Annotated in this window: 8 protein-coding genes; 5 read left to right on the top strand and 3 right to left on the bottom strand. The window is 65.3% G+C overall.

What is annotated here, in order from left to right; all coding sequences use genetic code 11:
- Window positions 1-318 precede the first annotated feature (318 nt).
- From ACFTE1_RS01135 to ACFTE1_RS01145, 3 genes are all read left to right on the top strand, one after another.
- Complete coding sequence (locus ACFTE1_RS01135; protein ID WP_380619975.1) at window positions 319-3,099, top strand: glycosyltransferase; 2,781 nt, start codon at window positions 319-321, stop codon at window positions 3,097-3,099.
- Window positions 3,096-4,400: a glycosyltransferase gene (locus ACFTE1_RS01140; protein WP_380619977.1), complete on the top strand. Its 1,305-nt coding sequence runs from the start codon at window positions 3,096-3,098 to the stop codon at window positions 4,398-4,400. The genes ACFTE1_RS01135 and ACFTE1_RS01140 overlap by 4 nt, the downstream gene beginning before the upstream one ends.
- 68 nt (window positions 4,401-4,468) lie before the next feature.
- Window positions 4,469-5,866, top strand: coding sequence for a glycosyltransferase (locus tag ACFTE1_RS01145; RefSeq protein ID WP_380619979.1), 1,398 nt, complete (start codon window positions 4,469-4,471; stop codon window positions 5,864-5,866).
- Between the two features lie 11 nt (window positions 5,867-5,877).
- On the opposite strand, the gene ACFTE1_RS01150 is transcribed toward ACFTE1_RS01145, so the two are convergent.
- Window positions 5,878-7,383, bottom strand: coding sequence for a glycosyltransferase (locus ACFTE1_RS01150; protein WP_380619982.1), 1,506 nt, complete (start codon window positions 7,381-7,383; stop codon window positions 5,878-5,880).
- A complete protein-coding gene (locus ACFTE1_RS01155; RefSeq protein ID WP_380619985.1) occupies window positions 7,380-9,479 on the bottom strand; it encodes a glycosyltransferase family 2 protein in 2,100 nt (699 codons plus the stop codon). The genes ACFTE1_RS01150 and ACFTE1_RS01155 overlap by 4 nt, the downstream gene beginning before the upstream one ends.
- Window positions 9,480-9,768: 289 nt before the next feature.
- Between ACFTE1_RS01155 and wecB the strand changes: the two genes are divergently transcribed.
- Together wecB and ACFTE1_RS01165 are read left to right on the top strand one after the other, a co-directional pair.
- Complete coding sequence (gene wecB, locus ACFTE1_RS01160; RefSeq protein WP_380619988.1) at window positions 9,769-10,860, top strand: non-hydrolyzing UDP-N-acetylglucosamine 2-epimerase; 1,092 nt, start codon at window positions 9,769-9,771, stop codon at window positions 10,858-10,860.
- A gap of 180 nt (window positions 10,861-11,040) precedes the next feature.
- Window positions 11,041-11,295 (top strand): DUF397 domain-containing protein, encoded by a 255-nt coding sequence (locus ACFTE1_RS01165; RefSeq protein ID WP_380619991.1) that lies wholly within the window; start codon window positions 11,041-11,043, stop codon window positions 11,293-11,295.
- 82 nt (window positions 11,296-11,377) lie between these two features.
- Here the strand turns inward: ACFTE1_RS01165 and ACFTE1_RS01170 are convergent, their stop codons facing one another.
- Window positions 11,378-17,296 (bottom strand): LamG-like jellyroll fold domain-containing protein, encoded by a 5,919-nt coding sequence (locus tag ACFTE1_RS01170; RefSeq protein WP_380619993.1) that lies wholly within the window; start codon window positions 17,294-17,296, stop codon window positions 11,378-11,380.
- Between the last annotated feature and the right edge of the window lie 227 nt (window positions 17,297-17,523).

The following is a 17,523-nucleotide window of genomic DNA, read 5'->3' on the forward strand; positions in this document are numbered from 1 at the left end:
AAGGTGATCGGGGACTCGAGGGTCCTCAAGTCGGCGCAGACCATGGCCGAGGAAGGATGGGACGTTCACCTGGTCGGGTCGTCGCCCGACTCAAAGTATGAAACTTTTTCATATGGTGATTTCACGGTGCACCGCGTCGCCATCCCCCCGTATCCGGACTTGCGGTGGTCGGTGCGGAACAAAGGCAAGAGGAATTGGCTGTCTTACGCCTCTACGAATGAACGAAAACTCGCGGAGTCGCGGCTCCGGTTCGCTTGGGCGCACCATTCGGAATTGCTCGGACGATACCGTGGAGTGCGCCGTTTCCTCCCTGGATCAATGGCGGGAAGACTCGCGGGAAAGATCCACCGGGCTTGGCTCGAGAAACGCATTTCAGCCACCGAGAATGGGAGCGGTACGACTCCCAGGGACGCCGACTTCCGGGAGCGCCTCGAGATCGGAGTCGGGAGGCTACTGCGCCCCACCACTATTTGGCGGTATCTCGATCCCGTGGCGCAGCGCATCGAGGCCGGGATGAGAGAGCTCGTCATCGATCTCGCCCCCGATGCGATTCACGCCCATGACATCTATCCGCTGGGAATCGCCGTCCGCTGCGCGGACTTCTTCCGGGCCCGGGGCAGGGAAGTCCCCGTCGTATACGACAGCCACGAGTTCATGCCCGGTGTCGGAGATTTCGCGCCCGCCAAGTACACGGCGCTCACTTCGTACGAGAAGCGCTATATCGGTCGGGTCGACGATGTCGTCACGGTATCTCCCGACATCGCCGTGGCGCTGAAGAAGCACTACGGGCTCCGGTACCTCCCGAAGGTCGTCCTGAACACTCCGCCGAGGAAGGCCCCTGACGAGGTGGTGGAGTCCCTGGAGTTCGACAATATCCGGACGCACTGCGACCTCGAGGACGAGGAGCGCCTGGTCGTGTACTCGGGAGGAGCCGCACCGGAGAGGCGTCTGGACGTCATCGTCGACGCTCTCGCAAAGACTCCCCGGCACGTCCACCTGGCGCTGGTACTCGGTTCCATGACGGCTCCGTACGTCATGGAACTGCGGAAGCAGGCGCAGGAACTCGGCGTTTCGCGACGCGTGCACTTCCTGCCCTTCGTCCCCTCGGAAACCGTCCAGCACTACCTGCGGACGGCCGACGCGGGAATCGTCTCACTCGTGGACACCCAGCTCAACCACAAACTGGCATTGCCGAACAAGCTGTTCGAGTACGCCCACGCCGGCATTACCGTCATTGTTCCGGACCTGCCCACCTCCGGCGCGTTCGTGAGGACGCACGGTATCGGGGACACCTTCGCCCCCCGCGACAGCGACTCTCTTGCCGCGACCATGACACGCGTCCTCGAACCGTCGCAGGCGCAAGGACCCGTCCCGCAAGAGATCCTGGACCAATTCAGTTGGGACCACCAGGCACGGGAATACGCCGACCTCTACTCCGCGATCGGAAGGAAGCTGGACGCGGCTCCCGCGAAGGCCGCCGGCGCATCCGTTGCGAAGTCGAAGTCCAAGGGCAAGAAGGGGAGCAAGGAGCCGGCTCTGCTCCCAGAAGACGCCGTCGCCCGAATCCTGCTGCTGGAAGACCTTCCCGCCTCCGGAGACACCGCACTCGGCGATCTCCTCGAGTCCCACCCCGGTCTCAGCCTCGCGGCGACCTCCGACCTACCCCGACTTGCCGCGCTGCTGCATTCCAGGGGCCTCGATGACCGTTTTCGCAAGGTGGACCTAGACACCGACGGATTCGCCTCGGACGATCATGTCAAGTCCGTGGCCATGGTGATCCGAGGCAAGAACGGCGACGAGGTCAGGGCGCCGGAGAACTTCGTCAAGGTGGTGTCCACCGGACTGCCGCTGATCGTGGGCGGAGACAAGGCGCTCTCCCGGTTCGCGGTCAAGAAGTCCATCGGCGTCAAATGCCTGCCCGAATCCGAGCACTCCCTCTCACGGGCCGTTTCGAAGGCGCTGACAGGTGGATTCAAGACGCTCAAGTTCGCCGAACGTCGCCGTTACGGCACCACGACGCCCTGGCCGACCACGCCGGGGAACGATGTGCGGTTGTGGATGGGAACGGCGAACTTCGCCGGACAGCTCACCGGATTGGCCGGATCGCTGGGGGCGACCCGCCCCGACGTGAGTTCCAAGGTGGCGGTCGCCTCGACCAAGGCGCGGGTGATCCGCTACGCGGCAGACGTGGAGATCGAGCACTTCAGCCAGTCGAAGGCCAAGACGAAGGTCGAACAGGTCGAGGCCGTACTCGGCTGGAGTACCCACGTCGTATCCGACGCGTTCCGACCCGTCCTGGGCTGGCTCAACGGCAAGGACATCGCCGCGGACCTTCCCGCGCTGCGCATGGCGAAGAAGCAGGTGGCCCTGCTCGTGCACGGCAGCGAAGCGCGGGACCCCGATCGGCACCTCGCCAAGCATCCGGACTCGCTCTTCAAGGCGGCGGAACCGAAGATGCTGGAGGCTCTGCGGCGTATCAGCGCTGAGAACCGTGCCATCGCCGAAGCGGCGGACCTGCCGGTATTCGTCACCACGCCCGACCTGCTCGACGACCTTCCCCAGGCCACGTGGCTCCCGTTGATCGTCGACTACGAGCGCTGGCGCAACGAGAGGGAGATCTTCGAGCGGGAACGCCCCGTGGTGGTGCACGCGCCGTCGGCGCGGTGGACGAAGGGAACGGAGGCCATCCTCCCGGTCCTGGAGGACATGGACCGCCGCGGCGCCATCGAGCTGAAGTTGATGGAGGGCAAGCCTCACCATGCGGTAGTCCGGGCGGTGCGGGAAAGCGACATCGTGGTCGACCAGTTCAGCATCGGCGCCTATGGGACCTTCGCGTGCGAGGGCATGGCGGCCGGCAAGGCGGTCCTCGCCTATGTGGACGGGGACACTGTGGACCGGATGGGAGTGGAACCGCCCCTGGTCAACTGCAGGGCGGCCGATGTCCGCTCCGGACTGGAGAAGCTGTTGGACGACAGGGACCTGGCACGCCGCCTCGGGGCGGACGCCGCCGCGTTCGCTAAGCAGTACCACGACGGGACCATGGCCGTTCAGCGTATGTCGGGTTTCCTGGCCTCGCGCTTCGAGGACGATGCGGCGTGAGCGCCCGACCGCGACTCCTCTACGTCTCGCTCTTCTACCCGCCTTCGCGGGCCAGCGGCGTGTACCGCGCTAAGACCACGGCCGACCTTTTCGCGGAGTCCGGGTGGGACGTAACGGTGGCGACCGCGGACGAAGGCTATTTCGCCTCCCTCGCGGGCTCGACGGACCCCAGCCTGGTTCCCGGTATCGACGAGTCGGTGCGGGTGAAGAGGGTATCGCCGCCCTCGTCCGAGGGATCGGTTCTCGCGTCCGTCCGGGCCGGCCTCGGCAAGCGCGCGGACAGGCGCTTCGAGGCGCGGTTCTTCCCGGAGAAGTACTGGGGCTGGGCTCGCCGCGTCTTGGAGGAGAGCCTGCGGGAGCACTCGCGCCGGCCCTTCGATCTGGTGTTGGCGACGGGAAACCCCAACTCCGCCTTCGCTGTCGCCCAGCAGTTCAAGGAGAGGACGGGTACGCCGTACCTCCTCGATTTCCGTGACTCCTGGACCCTCGACCTCTTCACCGGCAAGGAAGCGCACGCGGAGGACTCCGCCGATGGCAGGTGGGAGCGGCGCTGCGTCGAAGGCGCGGCCGGGATCTCCTTCGTCAACGAGCCGATCCGGGAATGGTACGCGGCGCGGTACCCGGAGGCGGCGGACAGGATGACCGTCGTCCTCAACGGGTGGGATGAGGAATACCTGGACACCGAGGCGCAGGCCGGCCACGGCGAGCCCGGTCCGCACACCGACTTCGCGTTCGTCGGGACCCTCACCCGGCAGCATCTGGTGAAGCGAATGGGCGCGGGGCTGGACGCCCTCCGCCGGGCGAATCCCGAACTCGGAGCGCGCATCCGCCTGTACGGATACCTCGGCTACTTCGAGGACAGCCGCGCCGGACTGATGCGGAAGCTGGGGCTGGACGGAGAATCCGGCGGAGACCCCGCGGTCGAGTACCGCGGCCCGATACCGAAGTCGGAGATCAGCTCGGTCTATGCGCGCTCGGATGTGCTCCTCTTCCTGGCCGGCGGCTCCAAGTACGTGACGTCCGGCAAGGTCTTCGAGTACATGGCGACGGGGAAGCCCGTGGTGTCCATTCACAAGAAGGGATCCGACGCCGAGCGTTTCCTGCGCGACTACCCCCTCTGGTTCAAACCGGAGAGCCTGGAGGCCGACGATGTCGCCGCCGCCATGCGCTCGGCCGCCGACGCGGCCCGGTCACCGGACCCCGACCTGACCGCCCGAGCACTGGACCACGGTGTTCAATGGAGCCGCAGGCGATCGCTCCGCCGCCTGGTGGAGACCGCGGAGACCTGCCTCGTGCGGTGACGCCGGTTCGCTCCGAGCCGCGTCTCCGCCGCCTTCCGACCGCTTCTTCCCCTCCTCGAGGAGCTGATATGACCATTGCGATCATCGCGGTCGCGGCGGCCGCCGTCCTGGCGGCACTCGCGACCGGCTACGCCTGGGGTCGGTCTCGCCGTCCCCGGAAAGACGACGTCCGTGATCCCGTCGGGCAAGGGCGGCCGCAGCGGCTAGAACCGCTGACCCCCGAGAAGAAGGCCGAACGGGACGAGTGGAAGGGACGCCTCTTCAACGGGTTCCACGAGAACGCGATCGCCAAGGGCAAAGCCATGGCGCGCAGCGACGACGAACCCGCCTACTTTCGCCTCTCGATCCTGCGGAACATTGTCGCCTGGTACGAGGCCGAAACGGCGGTCGATCCGGCACACCGCGATGTCGACGTCCTCATCGCGGGGGACCTGTCCCTCCCCGGTGGAACAACGGAATCCAATGTCCAGGAGATCAAGGCGCTCCGCGAAGCGGGCCTCACAGTCGGGCTCTACCACCACCCGGCCTACAAATTCGACGTCGCACGGCCCGTGAATCCCAAGATCTCCCATTTCATCGAGTCCGACGGCGGTGTGGTCGCCGTGGGCCGACACGACAGTGTCCGGGCGAGGCTGGCGATTCTGCGTTTCCCACCCAGCTTCCACCGTCTGGCGGACACTCTGCCCGACGTTCGCTCCGACAGGTCCGTCCTGGTGGTCAACCAGAGCCCCTACGGCTACTACGGCGAAGACGGTCCGCGGCGCAAGGTGTGGGACGTGGCGAAGGTCAGGGAGAACCTCCGTCGCTGGCCGGGAGAGGTTGACTGGTACTCGGTGGGACCTGCGATCACCGAGGTGATGAGCCGCCACCATGCCGAAGACCTCGGCGGCGTCGAGCTGGCCGAGGAACCGTGGTACGACATCGTCGCCGGAGACTTCCCACCGCACCGGGGTTCGGACCGAGACGGCGTGATCGTCGTCGGGCGCCATGCGAGGGACGACAAGCGGAAGTGGCCCTCTGCCGAGGACCTGCGCCTCTGCTATCCGGACGCTCCGGACTTCCGGATCGAAGTCCTCGGCGGTGCCGAAGCGGCCCGGGAGAAGCTCGGCGGACTGCCGGACAACTGGAACGTCCACGGCTTCGGAGAGAAAGACGTCGACGACTTCCTCGCCGGCATCGACGTCATGGTCTACTTCATCGGAAAGGACGCGGTAGAGGCTTTCGGACGCGCGCCGATGGAGGCCATGGCACGGGGTATTCCGGTCGTGACGGAACCGCGGTTCGCGGACCTCTTCGGCGACGGGGCCCTCTATTGCGAGCCGGCCGCCGTGGAACGAACGGTGCGCGACCTGGTCAGCGATGAGACGAGGCTCCGCCGACAGTCGGAGTCGGGGCGGAGAACCGTCCGGGAGCGCTTCTCCGCCGAGTCCTACCTGAATCGAGTCGGCCGCCTTCTGCCCGACTGACCCCCACGGCGTCAGCGGGTCTTCAGACCGAGCTTCTCGAACCTCTTCCACTGCACGTCGTGGCTGAACAGATCGTCGACCAGGCGGTACCCGGCATCTTGCTGACGTCGGTACAGCCCTTCGTCGGAACTGAGGGCGTCGACGGTCGAGCGCACCTCTGAGGGGGAGCAGTAGAGCGCGGCCTCACCGAAGAGGGTGCGGAACTTCGGCGGCAGGATGACGGGTACCCCGGAGTTCATGGCCTCCACCGGTGCCCGTCCGAAGGCCTCGACGTACTGCGAGTGAAGGAAGTAGACGTACACGTCCAGGCCGGCTAGGAAGGACTCCACCGGGTCGGAAGTGAAGGGGAGGACTTGCCAGGAGACGGGGATCCGTCCGAGGATCCGCTCGGGGGTGCTCCCGCCCCCGAGAACGCGAACCGTATGGCCCTCTCCGGACGGGTAGCACTCGTGGATGTGCTTGGCGAGCTCCGGCCACTTGGACGAGTGGTCCCGGGAGTGGCGGCCGATCACTACGTCATCGGGGTCGAAGGCGTCCCGGTACCCGCTTCTGCGCTCTACGGCCGCGATGTCGAAACTCGGGTACCAATGGTCCGCTGAGACCCGTCCCAGGTCGAACTCGTCGGCATGGTGTTCCGCCAGCGCCTCGGCGACTTGGGGCCCCACCGGGAACCATGTCTGCGGTCCGGCCCACGCGTCGAGGTTCTCCACCACGTTCTGGACGTCCCACTGCTTCTTTCGGCCTCCGACCGAGGAGTAGTAGGTCATGGGCGTCTGGTTGACCACCAGGGCGCGGTTCTCGGCGTCGATCCGGGGAAGGTCGTCTCGCAGGGTGGTGGCGAAGGGCGGGAACCGCATGAGCAGGATGTCGGCCTTCACCGAATCGTCGGGTCCGAGCCGGCGGATACCGTACTGATCTATGACCTGTTCGATCTTGGGGTTCAGGGGACGGTCGCAGTGCTGGACCAGCGGGTGATGCACCACCGCCACCTTCGCGCCGTTCTCGGCCAGGAGGGAGAGTTCCTGGCGGTTGCTCTCGGTGGTTCCGCCCGGAAGGTTGAAGTTCGAGACCACGACGACGTCGAAGCGCTCCTCCGGCTCGGCGTGGTCTCGCGGATCCGGGATCGACGCGATCACCGAGGCGGCGGAGCGGCGGGTCTCCTCAAAGGACCACTCGCTCTCTTCGATGGCCTTCAACCGCTTCTCCGCGAGCGAGTGGAAGCCGTGCTCGACCCAGGTCTCCGCCACGGCGATCTTCTCAAGGTACTTGCCGTTGAGCGTCTTTCGCTTGCCCGCTTCGCGAATATGACGCCGTGAAGCGACGTGCCAGAGCTTCTCCAGGCGGTGTCGGGTCTTCAGCCTGCCGGCCCGGAAGAGGCAGCCGGCGGTGCCGGCCGCCAGAACGACCGCGGCGCCCACGACGGCGTTGACGGGGGACCATACGGCCATGAAGGCGATGATGACCGCAATGGCGATCAAGGCGGTCTCGGCGAGCAACAGTTTTCGGGAGAGTCTCATGATGCGGGTCCCTGTCCGGTGGAGGGGAGGGCGTTCTTGATCTTGGAGGTCGCCTTCAAAAGCAGCGGATGGCCCCGGTCGCCGAGCAGCAGGACGCCGACGGCCAGCGGCTGGACCGCGATGAACGCGAACAGGCCGATCGCCACGGCAGCATATCCGGCAACGGCCAGCCCCACGGCGGCGATCAGCCCCGCTCCCAGGATGCAAAGAGCGAGAAGTGCCATCTTGCGAAGGCCAGGCCTGCGCGCGGTAGTCCCGGTCTCATTGCGATTCGACTTCGAGGCCGGGTTCTCCGATGGTGCGGGCGTACCGTCGGTCTTGGTTCGGGGCTCGGCCTCCGTTGACTCGCCCCCGTCCCGACCTGCGGAGCGGGTGGGCGGGGACTCGAGCAAGGCGAACTCGGCGTACTCGATGGAGAATTCGTCGTGGCGGCCGTCCACCAAGTCCGGTTGCGCCGCGAGCAGCCTGCCGGTGCGGGCCGCGGTGGTCGCGGCGACGAACGGCACGCCGCTGGAATGCAGGAAGTCGACGGCCTCGGGACAGAACTCCCCGTCGTCCTTGGTGGGGCGGAGCAGACTCTCCATGTGGACGAGGCCAACGGCCTCTCCGTCCTCGGCCTCCCGCAGGGCGTCCAGCGCCCGCCGCAGTTCAGGAGTGTCCGTTCGCAGGTCGGCCACGACCAGCAGGTCGAACTCGCTGCCTTCGAACTTCTCCCCGAAGTGGTGCGGCGGAGCGTAGAAGGCCCTCTCGGTCTGATGGGCGGGCAGGAAGGGCGAGGCCTCCCCCTTACGGATCCTCTTGCGCCACTGGTGGTGTGAGGATTGGTAGGCCGTGCGCGCCGCGTGCTTCCACCCTCCGTAGATCTCCTGCGAGGTCAAGGTGCCGGACTGGAGGCGGACCAGAGTGTGGATGCTGTTCTTGAGGAACTTCGTCGACCCCCTTCCGAAGGCGGCCCGAATGCGTTCGTGGATTTCGGTGTCGGCTCCCTTCCGCACGGTGTCGAAGAAGCCGAGCCTCTGCCGAACCTCCTCGGTCCGGAAGAGGACCGAGGTGGAGCGCGGGCCCCGGACGGGCCTCCCTGTTCCCGTCGCACGCAGGTCCTCGGTCACCCGGTAGCAGCTCGACGACGTCATCACCAGGGACTCATCGTGGAGAAGCGGTTCCACCTGCTCCTCGAGCCAGCGGTTGGAGGCGACGTCGTCCGAGTCGAAGCCCGTGGTGAACTCTCCCTGCGCGAGGGAGAGCCCCACGTTGCGTGCGCGATAGGTTCCCCCGTTCTCAGGGAGGAGGTGCAGCCGCACGCGGGGGTCATCGGCGGCGATGGAGCGGAGCAGTTCATGGCAGGAGGGGTCGGAGTGGTCGTCGACCACGATGAGTTCCCAGTTGGTCCACGTCTGCCGTCGGATGGAGTCGATGGCCGTGTGCAGTTCTTCGGTCGGGTTGTAGGTGGTCATGATGATGGAGATGAGCGAGGGGTGCCGCCTCTCCGGGGCCGGGGCGAAGGTCAACCGGTCGATCGCGGGCGCATCGTCCCCTTCGCGAAGTTCCAGCCCCGTCCAGCCGCAGAACTCTTCGAACCTCGCCAACCACGGACCGGGCTCGCCGCCGAAGTCCGGGTGTACCGCGTCCGTCGCCAGGGCCTCTCGTCGGAAGTCGCCCTGCCTCATGGCGTCCAAGAGCCCGTCCGGAAGTGATCCGGAGGTCTGCAGGGCACTCGTGCCGTAGTAGAAGTGCTCGTCGACGCTCCATTCCCGGATATCGACGGCCGACGCGGCGCGGTTGAAGGCGGAGCGCGCCTCTTCGAACAGGCCCCTCCGCGCGTACAAGCACCCCAGGACGAGGCGGACTTCGGCCGAGGCACGGCCGCCTCCGCCGGATTGGCGGGGGATCCCGTGGCGGGTACCGCCCTCGTCGAACTCGGCAGCGAGGTCCTCGAGACAGTCCGTCAGCTGGTGCGATCTGGTCCTGATTCCGGTCTTGTAGACGGCCTCCCGTCCGAACTCCGACCAGATCCGTGAGATCTCAGTCGTCAACCGGGGAGCGTCACCGATCAGAGGGGTCCGGTCGGAGGCTGATGGGAAGTCAACGGCTGTCATGCGGCTCTCCTGGGCGGGGCTGTGTCGTCCTGTGCGGATGTCGACGGCGCTTCGTCGGGGCGGATCTCCGGGAGCGTGTCGGAATATCGCGGGGAATGCGGCTCATGCCGGGCTAGGGAGGATTCTAGCAGGCAGCGTCATGTGAGCCAGGATGCGGAGAGCGGTCCGTTGAAGCGAGCACGCCGGGGGATCACACTGGTCACACGCGCCTCCGGCACAAGCGTGCGTTCGGGGTCCGGGGGTTATCTTATGGTGCAGTGCCCTGACCCCTTCAAACGGAAGTGCCCCCATGAGGTTGATCAGCGTAGTAGGCGCCCGTCCGCAGTTCGTCAAACTGGCTCCGATCGCGGCGGCGGCGGAGAAGCGAGGTGTGGACCACATCATCGTCCACACCGGGCAGCATTACGATCACAGGATGTCGGACGTGTTCTTCCAGGGCCTGTCGATTCCGGCGCCGACCGTGAACCTCGATGTGGGATCCGGGTCGCACGCCGCGCAGACCGGGGCCATGATGACCGGCCTGGAGAGGGAGTTCGGCCGGTTCGAGCCGGATTGCGTCCTCGTTTACGGGGACACCAACTCGACTCTCGCCGCGGCCCTGGCCGCTGTCAAGATCCATGTTCCGGTGGCCCACCTCGAGGCCGGCCTGAGGTCGCACAACCGGGCCATGCCGGAGGAGCACAACAGGGTGTTGAGCGACCACGCCTCGGACCTCCTCCTCGCCCCGACTGAAGCCGCTGTGGAGAACCTCGGCAACGAGGGGCTTGCCGAGCGGACCGTTCTGACCGGCGACGTAATGACCGATGTGTGCCTCGCCACCGCCCAGGGCGCGGATTCGGCGGCCGTCGCCGCAGCGCTCGGCGTCGTGCCCGGGGAGTACGTCCTCTCCACTATTCACCGCGCGGAGACGACCGACGATCCCGCCCGGCTGGCCGCCGTGGTCGACAAGCTGGCCACGTCGCCACTGCCTGTGGTGCTTCCCGTCCATCCCCGGCTGCGGGCGAAGGCGGAGCAGGCCGGAGTCGCCCTCGACAGGGGCTCGCTGCGCCTCGTCGAACCACTCGGTTATGCGGACATGGTGGCGGCGGTGTCGGGAGCACGGTCCGTGGTGACCGATTCCGGGGGTCTGCAGAAGGAGTGCTTCCTCCTCGACACGCCTTGCATCACCGTTCGTACGGAGACCGAATGGGGCGAGACGCTGACCGGCGAGTGGAACGTCCTGGTGCCGGACGCGTCCTCCGTGTCCACTTCCCAGTGGGAGTCTCTCTTGACGAGGACGCCGGATCCCGCGGTCAGAGAAGGGTACTTCCCGTACGGGAAAGGCGACGCGGCGGTGGCGAGCGTAGAGGCCATCGACCGTTTCGTCCGTTCTCGACGTTGACGCAGGACCGGGTTTCGGTGCCGATCAGGTCGGCATGTGGATGCGGCCGAGTGTGAAGCGGAGATAACGCCGCGGTCCCAGCCCGTACGGGACAAGGATGTTTCCGCCATTCGAACCTTGCGCGGACGGTCAGCCTTTTCGGGGGATTCTCTGCACGGGGAGCGGCGGTAGAATACGGCCATGACGACGAGAGAGCACCCGCTGAAAGGGCAGTTCGACACTGCCGAGGCCCGATGGGAGAGGCCGTTGAAGGACGACGGCGAGCCCGGCGCGTTCGAGATCGGGTTCGCCGAGAACGGCCTGGTCGCGCTGAGACTGGCCGAAGAGCCCGATGGCGATCTCCTGATCTACACGCCCGAGGAGTGGACGGCCTTCGTCGAGGGGAAGGACGACGGCGAGTTCGACCTGCCTCCGGGGACCGCAACGTCCGATTGAACTCGGCCGGACGATATTCATAAGCGAACGAATGAAGCCGCCGCGATGAAAACCGCGACGGCTTCAAATATTAATTTGTACGTTAAGCGGTACCAGCGGACACCGCTGTCTGCGTCGTTCCCTCCTTCGCGTCGGCCCAGTCCAGGGAGTACACGGAATTGTCGCCCAGCGCTGTGGCGAAAAGCCCGGTCGGCAGACAGGCGATCCCCGCTCCGAAACTGCCGTTGTTGTTCGCGTCGGAATATGTCACCACGGTGTCCTTACCATGGCCAGGCGCCGCCGCACCGGTAACGTGAACCAGGCCGTCGTCGTCGGCGGTGGCGAAATTCTCGTCGGGAACCCCGACGGCCAACTTCAATGTGGCATTTGTAGAGACCACCGAATCATCCATGTTGACTAGCTCGACACTGGTCCCGATATGGTCGAAATCCTCCTTCGCTTCGCCCAACGCGGAACCCTGGCTGTAGTGTTCCGCCAGAGTCGTAGTGCCTGCGGAATTCCTGTCCAGGAGAGTGACCACTCCGGCGTTGTCGAATCCGCTGAGATCCTCCCACGGAGTCGATACGGCGATTTTCGTCGCATACTTCCAAGGGCCTTCTCCCTCTGGCCAGTAATCCTCGATGGCGACGCTGTATCCGATGCGGTCGCTGGATTCCAGACCGCCGGGCATGTAGGCGTCGTCCTGGTCATACCATTCTTTGAAATTGGGACGGTTCTGCTTCGAAGTGTAGTGGTTGAACAAGAGAGCGCCACCGGATTCGTTGATCTGGTCGGCGCCGCCGTCCTCGAAGGGAACTCCTACTATGAAATGAGTGGGAGAAGCGTCGATGTCCCATCCGAATTGATCGCCGGTTTCGACTCCGCCACCGACTCCGGGAGAGTTCTGGTCGACCCATGCCTTGCGGTCACCCTTGACATAGATGAGCGCACCGCCGTCGGTGACCTCGGAAACTCGGGCGTCGCCATCCCGGTAAGCACCGGTCGTATCGGTCTGGACATCTTCGCCGGGAGCTCCGATCACCAGGATGGGTGTTCCGTGGGCGGTGTTAGTGGCCGCCACCGACCAGCCAAACTTGTCTCCGGACTCGGCCGCTCCGGGATATCCGGAGGTATTCTGGCTGATCATGAGATCGGAGGCGGTATCGATACCGTCACGAGAACCCGGCAGGATCTGCGTGTAGCCGGTATCCGAGTTCTCGCCGGGTATTCCGACGACGATCTCCGCGCAGCCGTCGCCGTCGGAATCATAGGTGTCGACGGCGTGACCGAACAGATCTCCTGCTTCGGAAACACCGTTGATTCCAGCCGAATTCGCATGGATGAGAGAGATTTTCTGCGTGGCTCCGTCTACGAACCAAATGGCTCCGGCGTCCGCCTGCCCGTCGACAGTTTGGGAAGGATTCGGAAGAACTGCGTCGCGATACCCGTCCCCGTTGACGTCTCCGTCGGCACCGAAGCAGGTCGTCGGGTCGGCCCAGGTCGGCGTAGCGTCGGCGAAACCGTCGCCGTTCGACTTTCTCGTCCACAGCGCACCGATTTCGCCGCCGATTCCGGCGCGAAGGGTGAACAGGTCCTCCTTACCGTCGTTGTCGATATCCCCGCCGGCGAGCCGCACATGGGGCCACTGGGTCAAGTCTGACGCGCATCCGGTGCAACGGGCGCTATGGTCCCAACCGGAGCTGTTCTTGAAACCGCCCCGGTTCGGCTCGGCCACTGCCACTTGCAGGCGCACTCTGGCGTCGAAACGGTAGGACGCGACGATGTCGGGAAGTCCGTCCCCGGAGACATCGGCAATCGTGACGTGGTCGCGGTGGGTGAACCATCCGCCTGAGGAGTCGAAGGCGAGCTTCGGCGCTTCCATTCCCGTGCCAGAGCCGTAGCGAACGTACACTTCGGCGTTGCCGTCGGAACCTGTGCGGATCTCCGCGATATCGCCGCGCCAGTCACCGTCGAAATCGGCGACCGCCAGTTCGATCGTGCGCGAGTCACCGCTTTCGGAAGCGACCTGAGTCGGTGCGCCGAAGCCGGCGTTTCTCCGGTCCTGGACGAATTCCGCAGTCCACACAGAGTAGTCGAATCGACCGTCGCCGCGGAGCATCACGAGGTCGTCATGCTGGTCGCCGGTAACGTCGCCGACCTGTATCTGAGTGTCGGACAGTTCCCATCCGTCTTTCGCGTTCAGTGATGCCGCTGCAATGCCCGACTGTGCGAACACCGCTGCGTTCTGGCGGCAGACCCGATCGCGCGGGCTGCAAGCGGGAATCGCCCATACCTCGAACCCTGCGTCCTCGGGAACCGCGACGATGAGATCGTCCCGGCCGTCACCGTTCACGTCGCCGGAACGCCAGACGGCGTCATCGAGGTACCAGTCCCTGACTTCCGGAAGGTTGTAGTCGTCCGATTCGAACACCTCGTCGGATCGCCGGGTGAACCCGCCTTCGGCATTGCCTTCCAACATGAAGACGTCGGAATAGTCGGAGCTGTCGTCGACCACGGCCAGCGCGTCGACATAGCCGTCCCCGTTGAAGTCGCCGGTGACGAGCTCGCTGCGGGTCTCACGCTCGCTGATGTCGGCCAGGGCCTTCACCTGTTGGTCGTCGAAGGCCCCCGTATTGATATTGACGTCGTCGATCAAGCCGGGCCAATGGTCTACGACGCCGCCTTTGTGGAGGACCGATCCGACGCGGAGGTTTCCGGTCGAAGCCCAGAGGTCGATGTCCTCCCCGTGCCCTGCGGGGTTGCCATTGACATAGAAGTCGACGGTACCGCCTTCGGCACGGTAGACGACGGCGAGGTGAGTCCATTCACCGACACGTACGGGGGTGTCGGCGTCGACCTTCTGATTCCATGTGTAGCCGGTCCCGTCCGTCGCGGTGGAGCGGAAACTCCAAGCGTTTCCTCCCCCGTGGTAACCGAAGTAGAACGGACTGATGTAGTCGCCGTCCTGGCTGAGGACGTTCGCGGTCGTGCCGTCGCGGTCCAAACGCGCCCACGCTCCGATGGTGAAGTCCCCCGAAGTGTCGATGACCTTCGACTCGGTGGTGAGCGTGGACGTTGAACCGTCCATCATGGCCGCCTGTCCGGTGTAACCCTCGGCGATCTCGATATTGTCGCCGTACAGTCGAGGCCCGTTGCCCGACTTGTCGTCGTAGTATCCGGCGCTGATGCCCTCGAAGTCCCAGATACCTTTGGCGTGCTGACCGAGGCGTTCGACCTCGCCGCGGAACACGGTGCGGTCCCAGACCTTCACATCGTCGACGTCGCCGGCGAAGTGAGTGGACTCATTGCCGCCGTAGAGATCGCGTCCCACAACGAACGAACCCGTGGAGTTCCACGAGTCCGAGAAGGACGCCGTGTTCTGCAGCTGCCCGTTGACGTACAGGCTCAGTTGCTGAGCGTTGTACCCGAACACTCCGGTCACGTGATACCAGACGCCGGCCTCCACATTGACCTCGGAACCCGCCGAGGGAAAGGACAGACCTGTCTCGGTGCTGTCCTTGTTGGAGGCCACCATGAGGAACTCGTGGCTCTCGCCGTCGTACTTCAACATGAACGCCGAGTTGACATTGCCGTCCTGCGACACGATCGTGTAGTCGGTGTCGGTCTGGTGGATCCTCACCCACGCCGACACGGTGTACGAAGAGTCGGTCCGAACGGCCGGGCCGTCGGTCGTCGCCTCGTCTCTGCCGTCGAAGGTCAGGTAGTTGAGGTGGTCCTCGGCGGCGTCGGCGGCATTGCCACCGCTCCATTCCGCGCCCGAGACCGCCAGCGGCAGATCGACGTCATCTGCGTTGCCGGGGTACGCCCAGTCCGGCGCGGTCTCCCCCTCGGTCTCGTCGAGCTTCCAATGTGCGATGGGTGACGATGCTGGGTTGACGCTGAAGTTGTACGTCGTCTTGTCCGACACGTTCCCATGCGCGTCGTAAGCCCAGGTGCTCAGTGTGAGCGGCCCGTCGGTCGGTGGGTCGAACGCTATGGTGGCCGCTCTGCCCGGAGTTGAGACGGGTACTTCGTTGTCCCCGGTGGCGTCCTGCAGGCTCCAGTAGTATCCGGCCGTGTCGGAACTGGTCGACTCGAGTGTGAACCGTCCGGTCTTGCCGACCGAACCGTGCGGATCACCATCGGACGGGTAGTCGGTGGAAGTCACCGTGGGCTTCTCCGGCGGCGTCGTGTCCACTAGCACGGTGCAACCGCCGGAACTGGAACCGGTGGCACGGCCGTCCTTCGCGGAGACCGTCGCCCGGTACGACTGCCCGGAGATCCCGTCCCGATGAACTGACCAGGTGGCGCGCTCACGGTCGGCGCCGGCGGTGTTCCAGGTCTTTGAGGAACCGCTGTCATTGTCGGTCCACTTGAGAACACCGTCCATGTTGTCACCCTCGTCGTCGGTCAGCTTCGCCGTCACCGTCCAAGCGGCGGCGGCTCCGAGTTTGACCGTCGTACCGGGGCGGCAGGACTGCCCATCGATAGTGAACGAACCGGGCTTGTTCGGCGGGGTATTGTACTTGACGCGCAGGTACACTCCACCGTTGTCGTCCTTCGTCTTCTCCGGGCCGAAGCGCCGGAAGCTCGGGCAGTGAGTCCCGCACGACTCCGACGAGGATTTGAGTCCGAACTGGATCTTGCGGTCCTTCGTCCCGGCGGTGTCGGACACATAACCGGTCACGTCGGTCCAGAGCTGTCGCGGGGCGCCGCAACCAGATGCGATCCCCTCATCGCGAGAGGCGATCTTGGAACCCCAGCTGCCCTGGTTGTTCCACGTCATCTTGCGCAGATTGGCGTCCAGCTCGTAGATGTCCGCGGTGGCGGAGATTCCGTCGCAGCTGCGCATCCATGAGTACGTCATGGTCAGGCGCAGGTCCGCGTCCAGGATGTCGCGGCCTCGGAAGCGCGCGGTGTCGAACTCGAACGCTAGTCGCCAGGTTTGCTCCATGCCCACGTTGTAGTCGTAGGCGCGGCCTAGGCGTGCCGTGCCGTTGGGGTCCTTCTCGAACGAACCGCCGTTGTAGTAGTTGCGGTTCCGGTAGGAGTAGTAGTCCGACACCATGGCCCAGGCCGACCTCCCTACGGCGACCTGCTTGGGGTCGATGCGGATCGGGTAGACCGCGTCGGGGTCCGCCAGCATCTCCGCGTCGGGAGTGAGGGTCAGCTGCCCGTCTGTGTACGCCAGGGCGACGTCGGCGGAGACGGCGAACGTCGTCGGCGACCACTCGGTGGTCGTCGAGTCGCCCACACCCTCGTCGGGCGGGGTCGAGTCCCACATGATCGGGGTCGGACCGCCTGCGACGACATTGCCGGCGAAGTCGTTGATCTCCAGTGCGCCGGTCTCGCCGATCGCGGCGGTGTACCCGTCGAGCTCCAAACCCATGCTCAGATTCGCGACCTCGGGCGAGGCGGCGGCTTCGGGAGTCTTGACTTCGAAGACCTTGGAGAAGCCGTCGTCAGTGGCTTTGACCTTCAAGTCGACGCCGGGGACGATTTCGGGGAAAACGGCCGTATCGCCGGTGACCTCAGGAGTCGGAAGGTTCTCGTGCCATGTGTAGGCGACGCTGCGGCCGTGGACGTCCGTCGTCTTCGCGATGACGGTGTCGCCCCCGTCGGAGACCTCCAGACCCGAGTCGTTGTTCGTGGGAACGAAGGCGCCGTTGCCCGAAGCGACCAGGGTGTTGTCGATCGGGGCCCAGCTGCCGTCGTCCTGTTGCGCCTGGAAAGGTTCCAATGCCACCTCTTCGGCGAACACGCCGTCGGGCGTGGCGAACACGTCGGAGTCGGGGCTGGACAGGGACTCGATCTCGACGTCCTGGCCGGTGGAAGCGGCTTCGTCGAGAGCGTCGTCGATTTCGGTGTCGGTCGTCGTCTCGGACGAACCCGACCCCGGGGGAACGGTGTCGTCGGCCGTTTGGGCGGCAACGGGAGGCGCGGCGACCAGCGTCGCTGCCGTCGCGCTCGCGGTTACCACCGCGAGCGCGAGAGCGAGTGGCCGCCTGAGAGAGGGTCTCAAGGGATGCTCCTATTCCGATTTCTCAGACATCTTGGGGTTTCGGTCCAGGCCGGGCGGCCGGGACGGTTGAGAGTATGTCAGATAACAATCCGTTTAGGAGATCGTCCCCGTGGGGGGTATCTCACCCGTGTGCGATAGATATGTTACTCTTCGACAAAAATCAGAAACCTCTCATTTTGGTTGGAGACCCCCTCGTGTCCACTCCTTCGAGACGCCCTGTGCCGGAA

The sequence above is a fragment of the Salininema proteolyticum genome (genome assembly GCF_042685645.1).
In the GTDB taxonomy this organism is placed as follows: domain Bacteria; phylum Actinomycetota; class Actinomycetes; order Mycobacteriales; family Micromonosporaceae; genus Salininema; species Salininema proteolyticum.

Excerpts from the sequence above, each read along its gene's own strand:
- ACFTE1_RS01135 (WP_380619975.1), top strand. The coding sequence starts at position 319 with ATGGCGGGAAGACTCGCGGGAAAGATCCACCGGGCTTGGCTCGAGAAA.
- ACFTE1_RS01145 (WP_380619979.1), top strand. The coding sequence starts at position 4,469 with ATGACCATTGCGATCATCGCGGTCGCGGCGGCCGCCGTCCTGGCGGCA.
- ACFTE1_RS01150 (WP_380619982.1), bottom strand. The coding sequence starts at position 7,383 with ATGAGACTCTCCCGAAAACTGTTGCTCGCCGAGACCGCCTTGATCGCC.
- ACFTE1_RS01155 (WP_380619985.1), bottom strand. The coding sequence starts at position 9,479 with ATGACAGCCGTTGACTTCCCATCAGCCTCCGACCGGACCCCTCTGATC.
- wecB (WP_380619988.1), top strand. The coding sequence starts at position 9,769 with ATGAGGTTGATCAGCGTAGTAGGCGCCCGTCCGCAGTTCGTCAAACTG.
- ACFTE1_RS01165 (WP_380619991.1), top strand. The coding sequence starts at position 11,041 with ATGACGACGAGAGAGCACCCGCTGAAAGGGCAGTTCGACACTGCCGAG.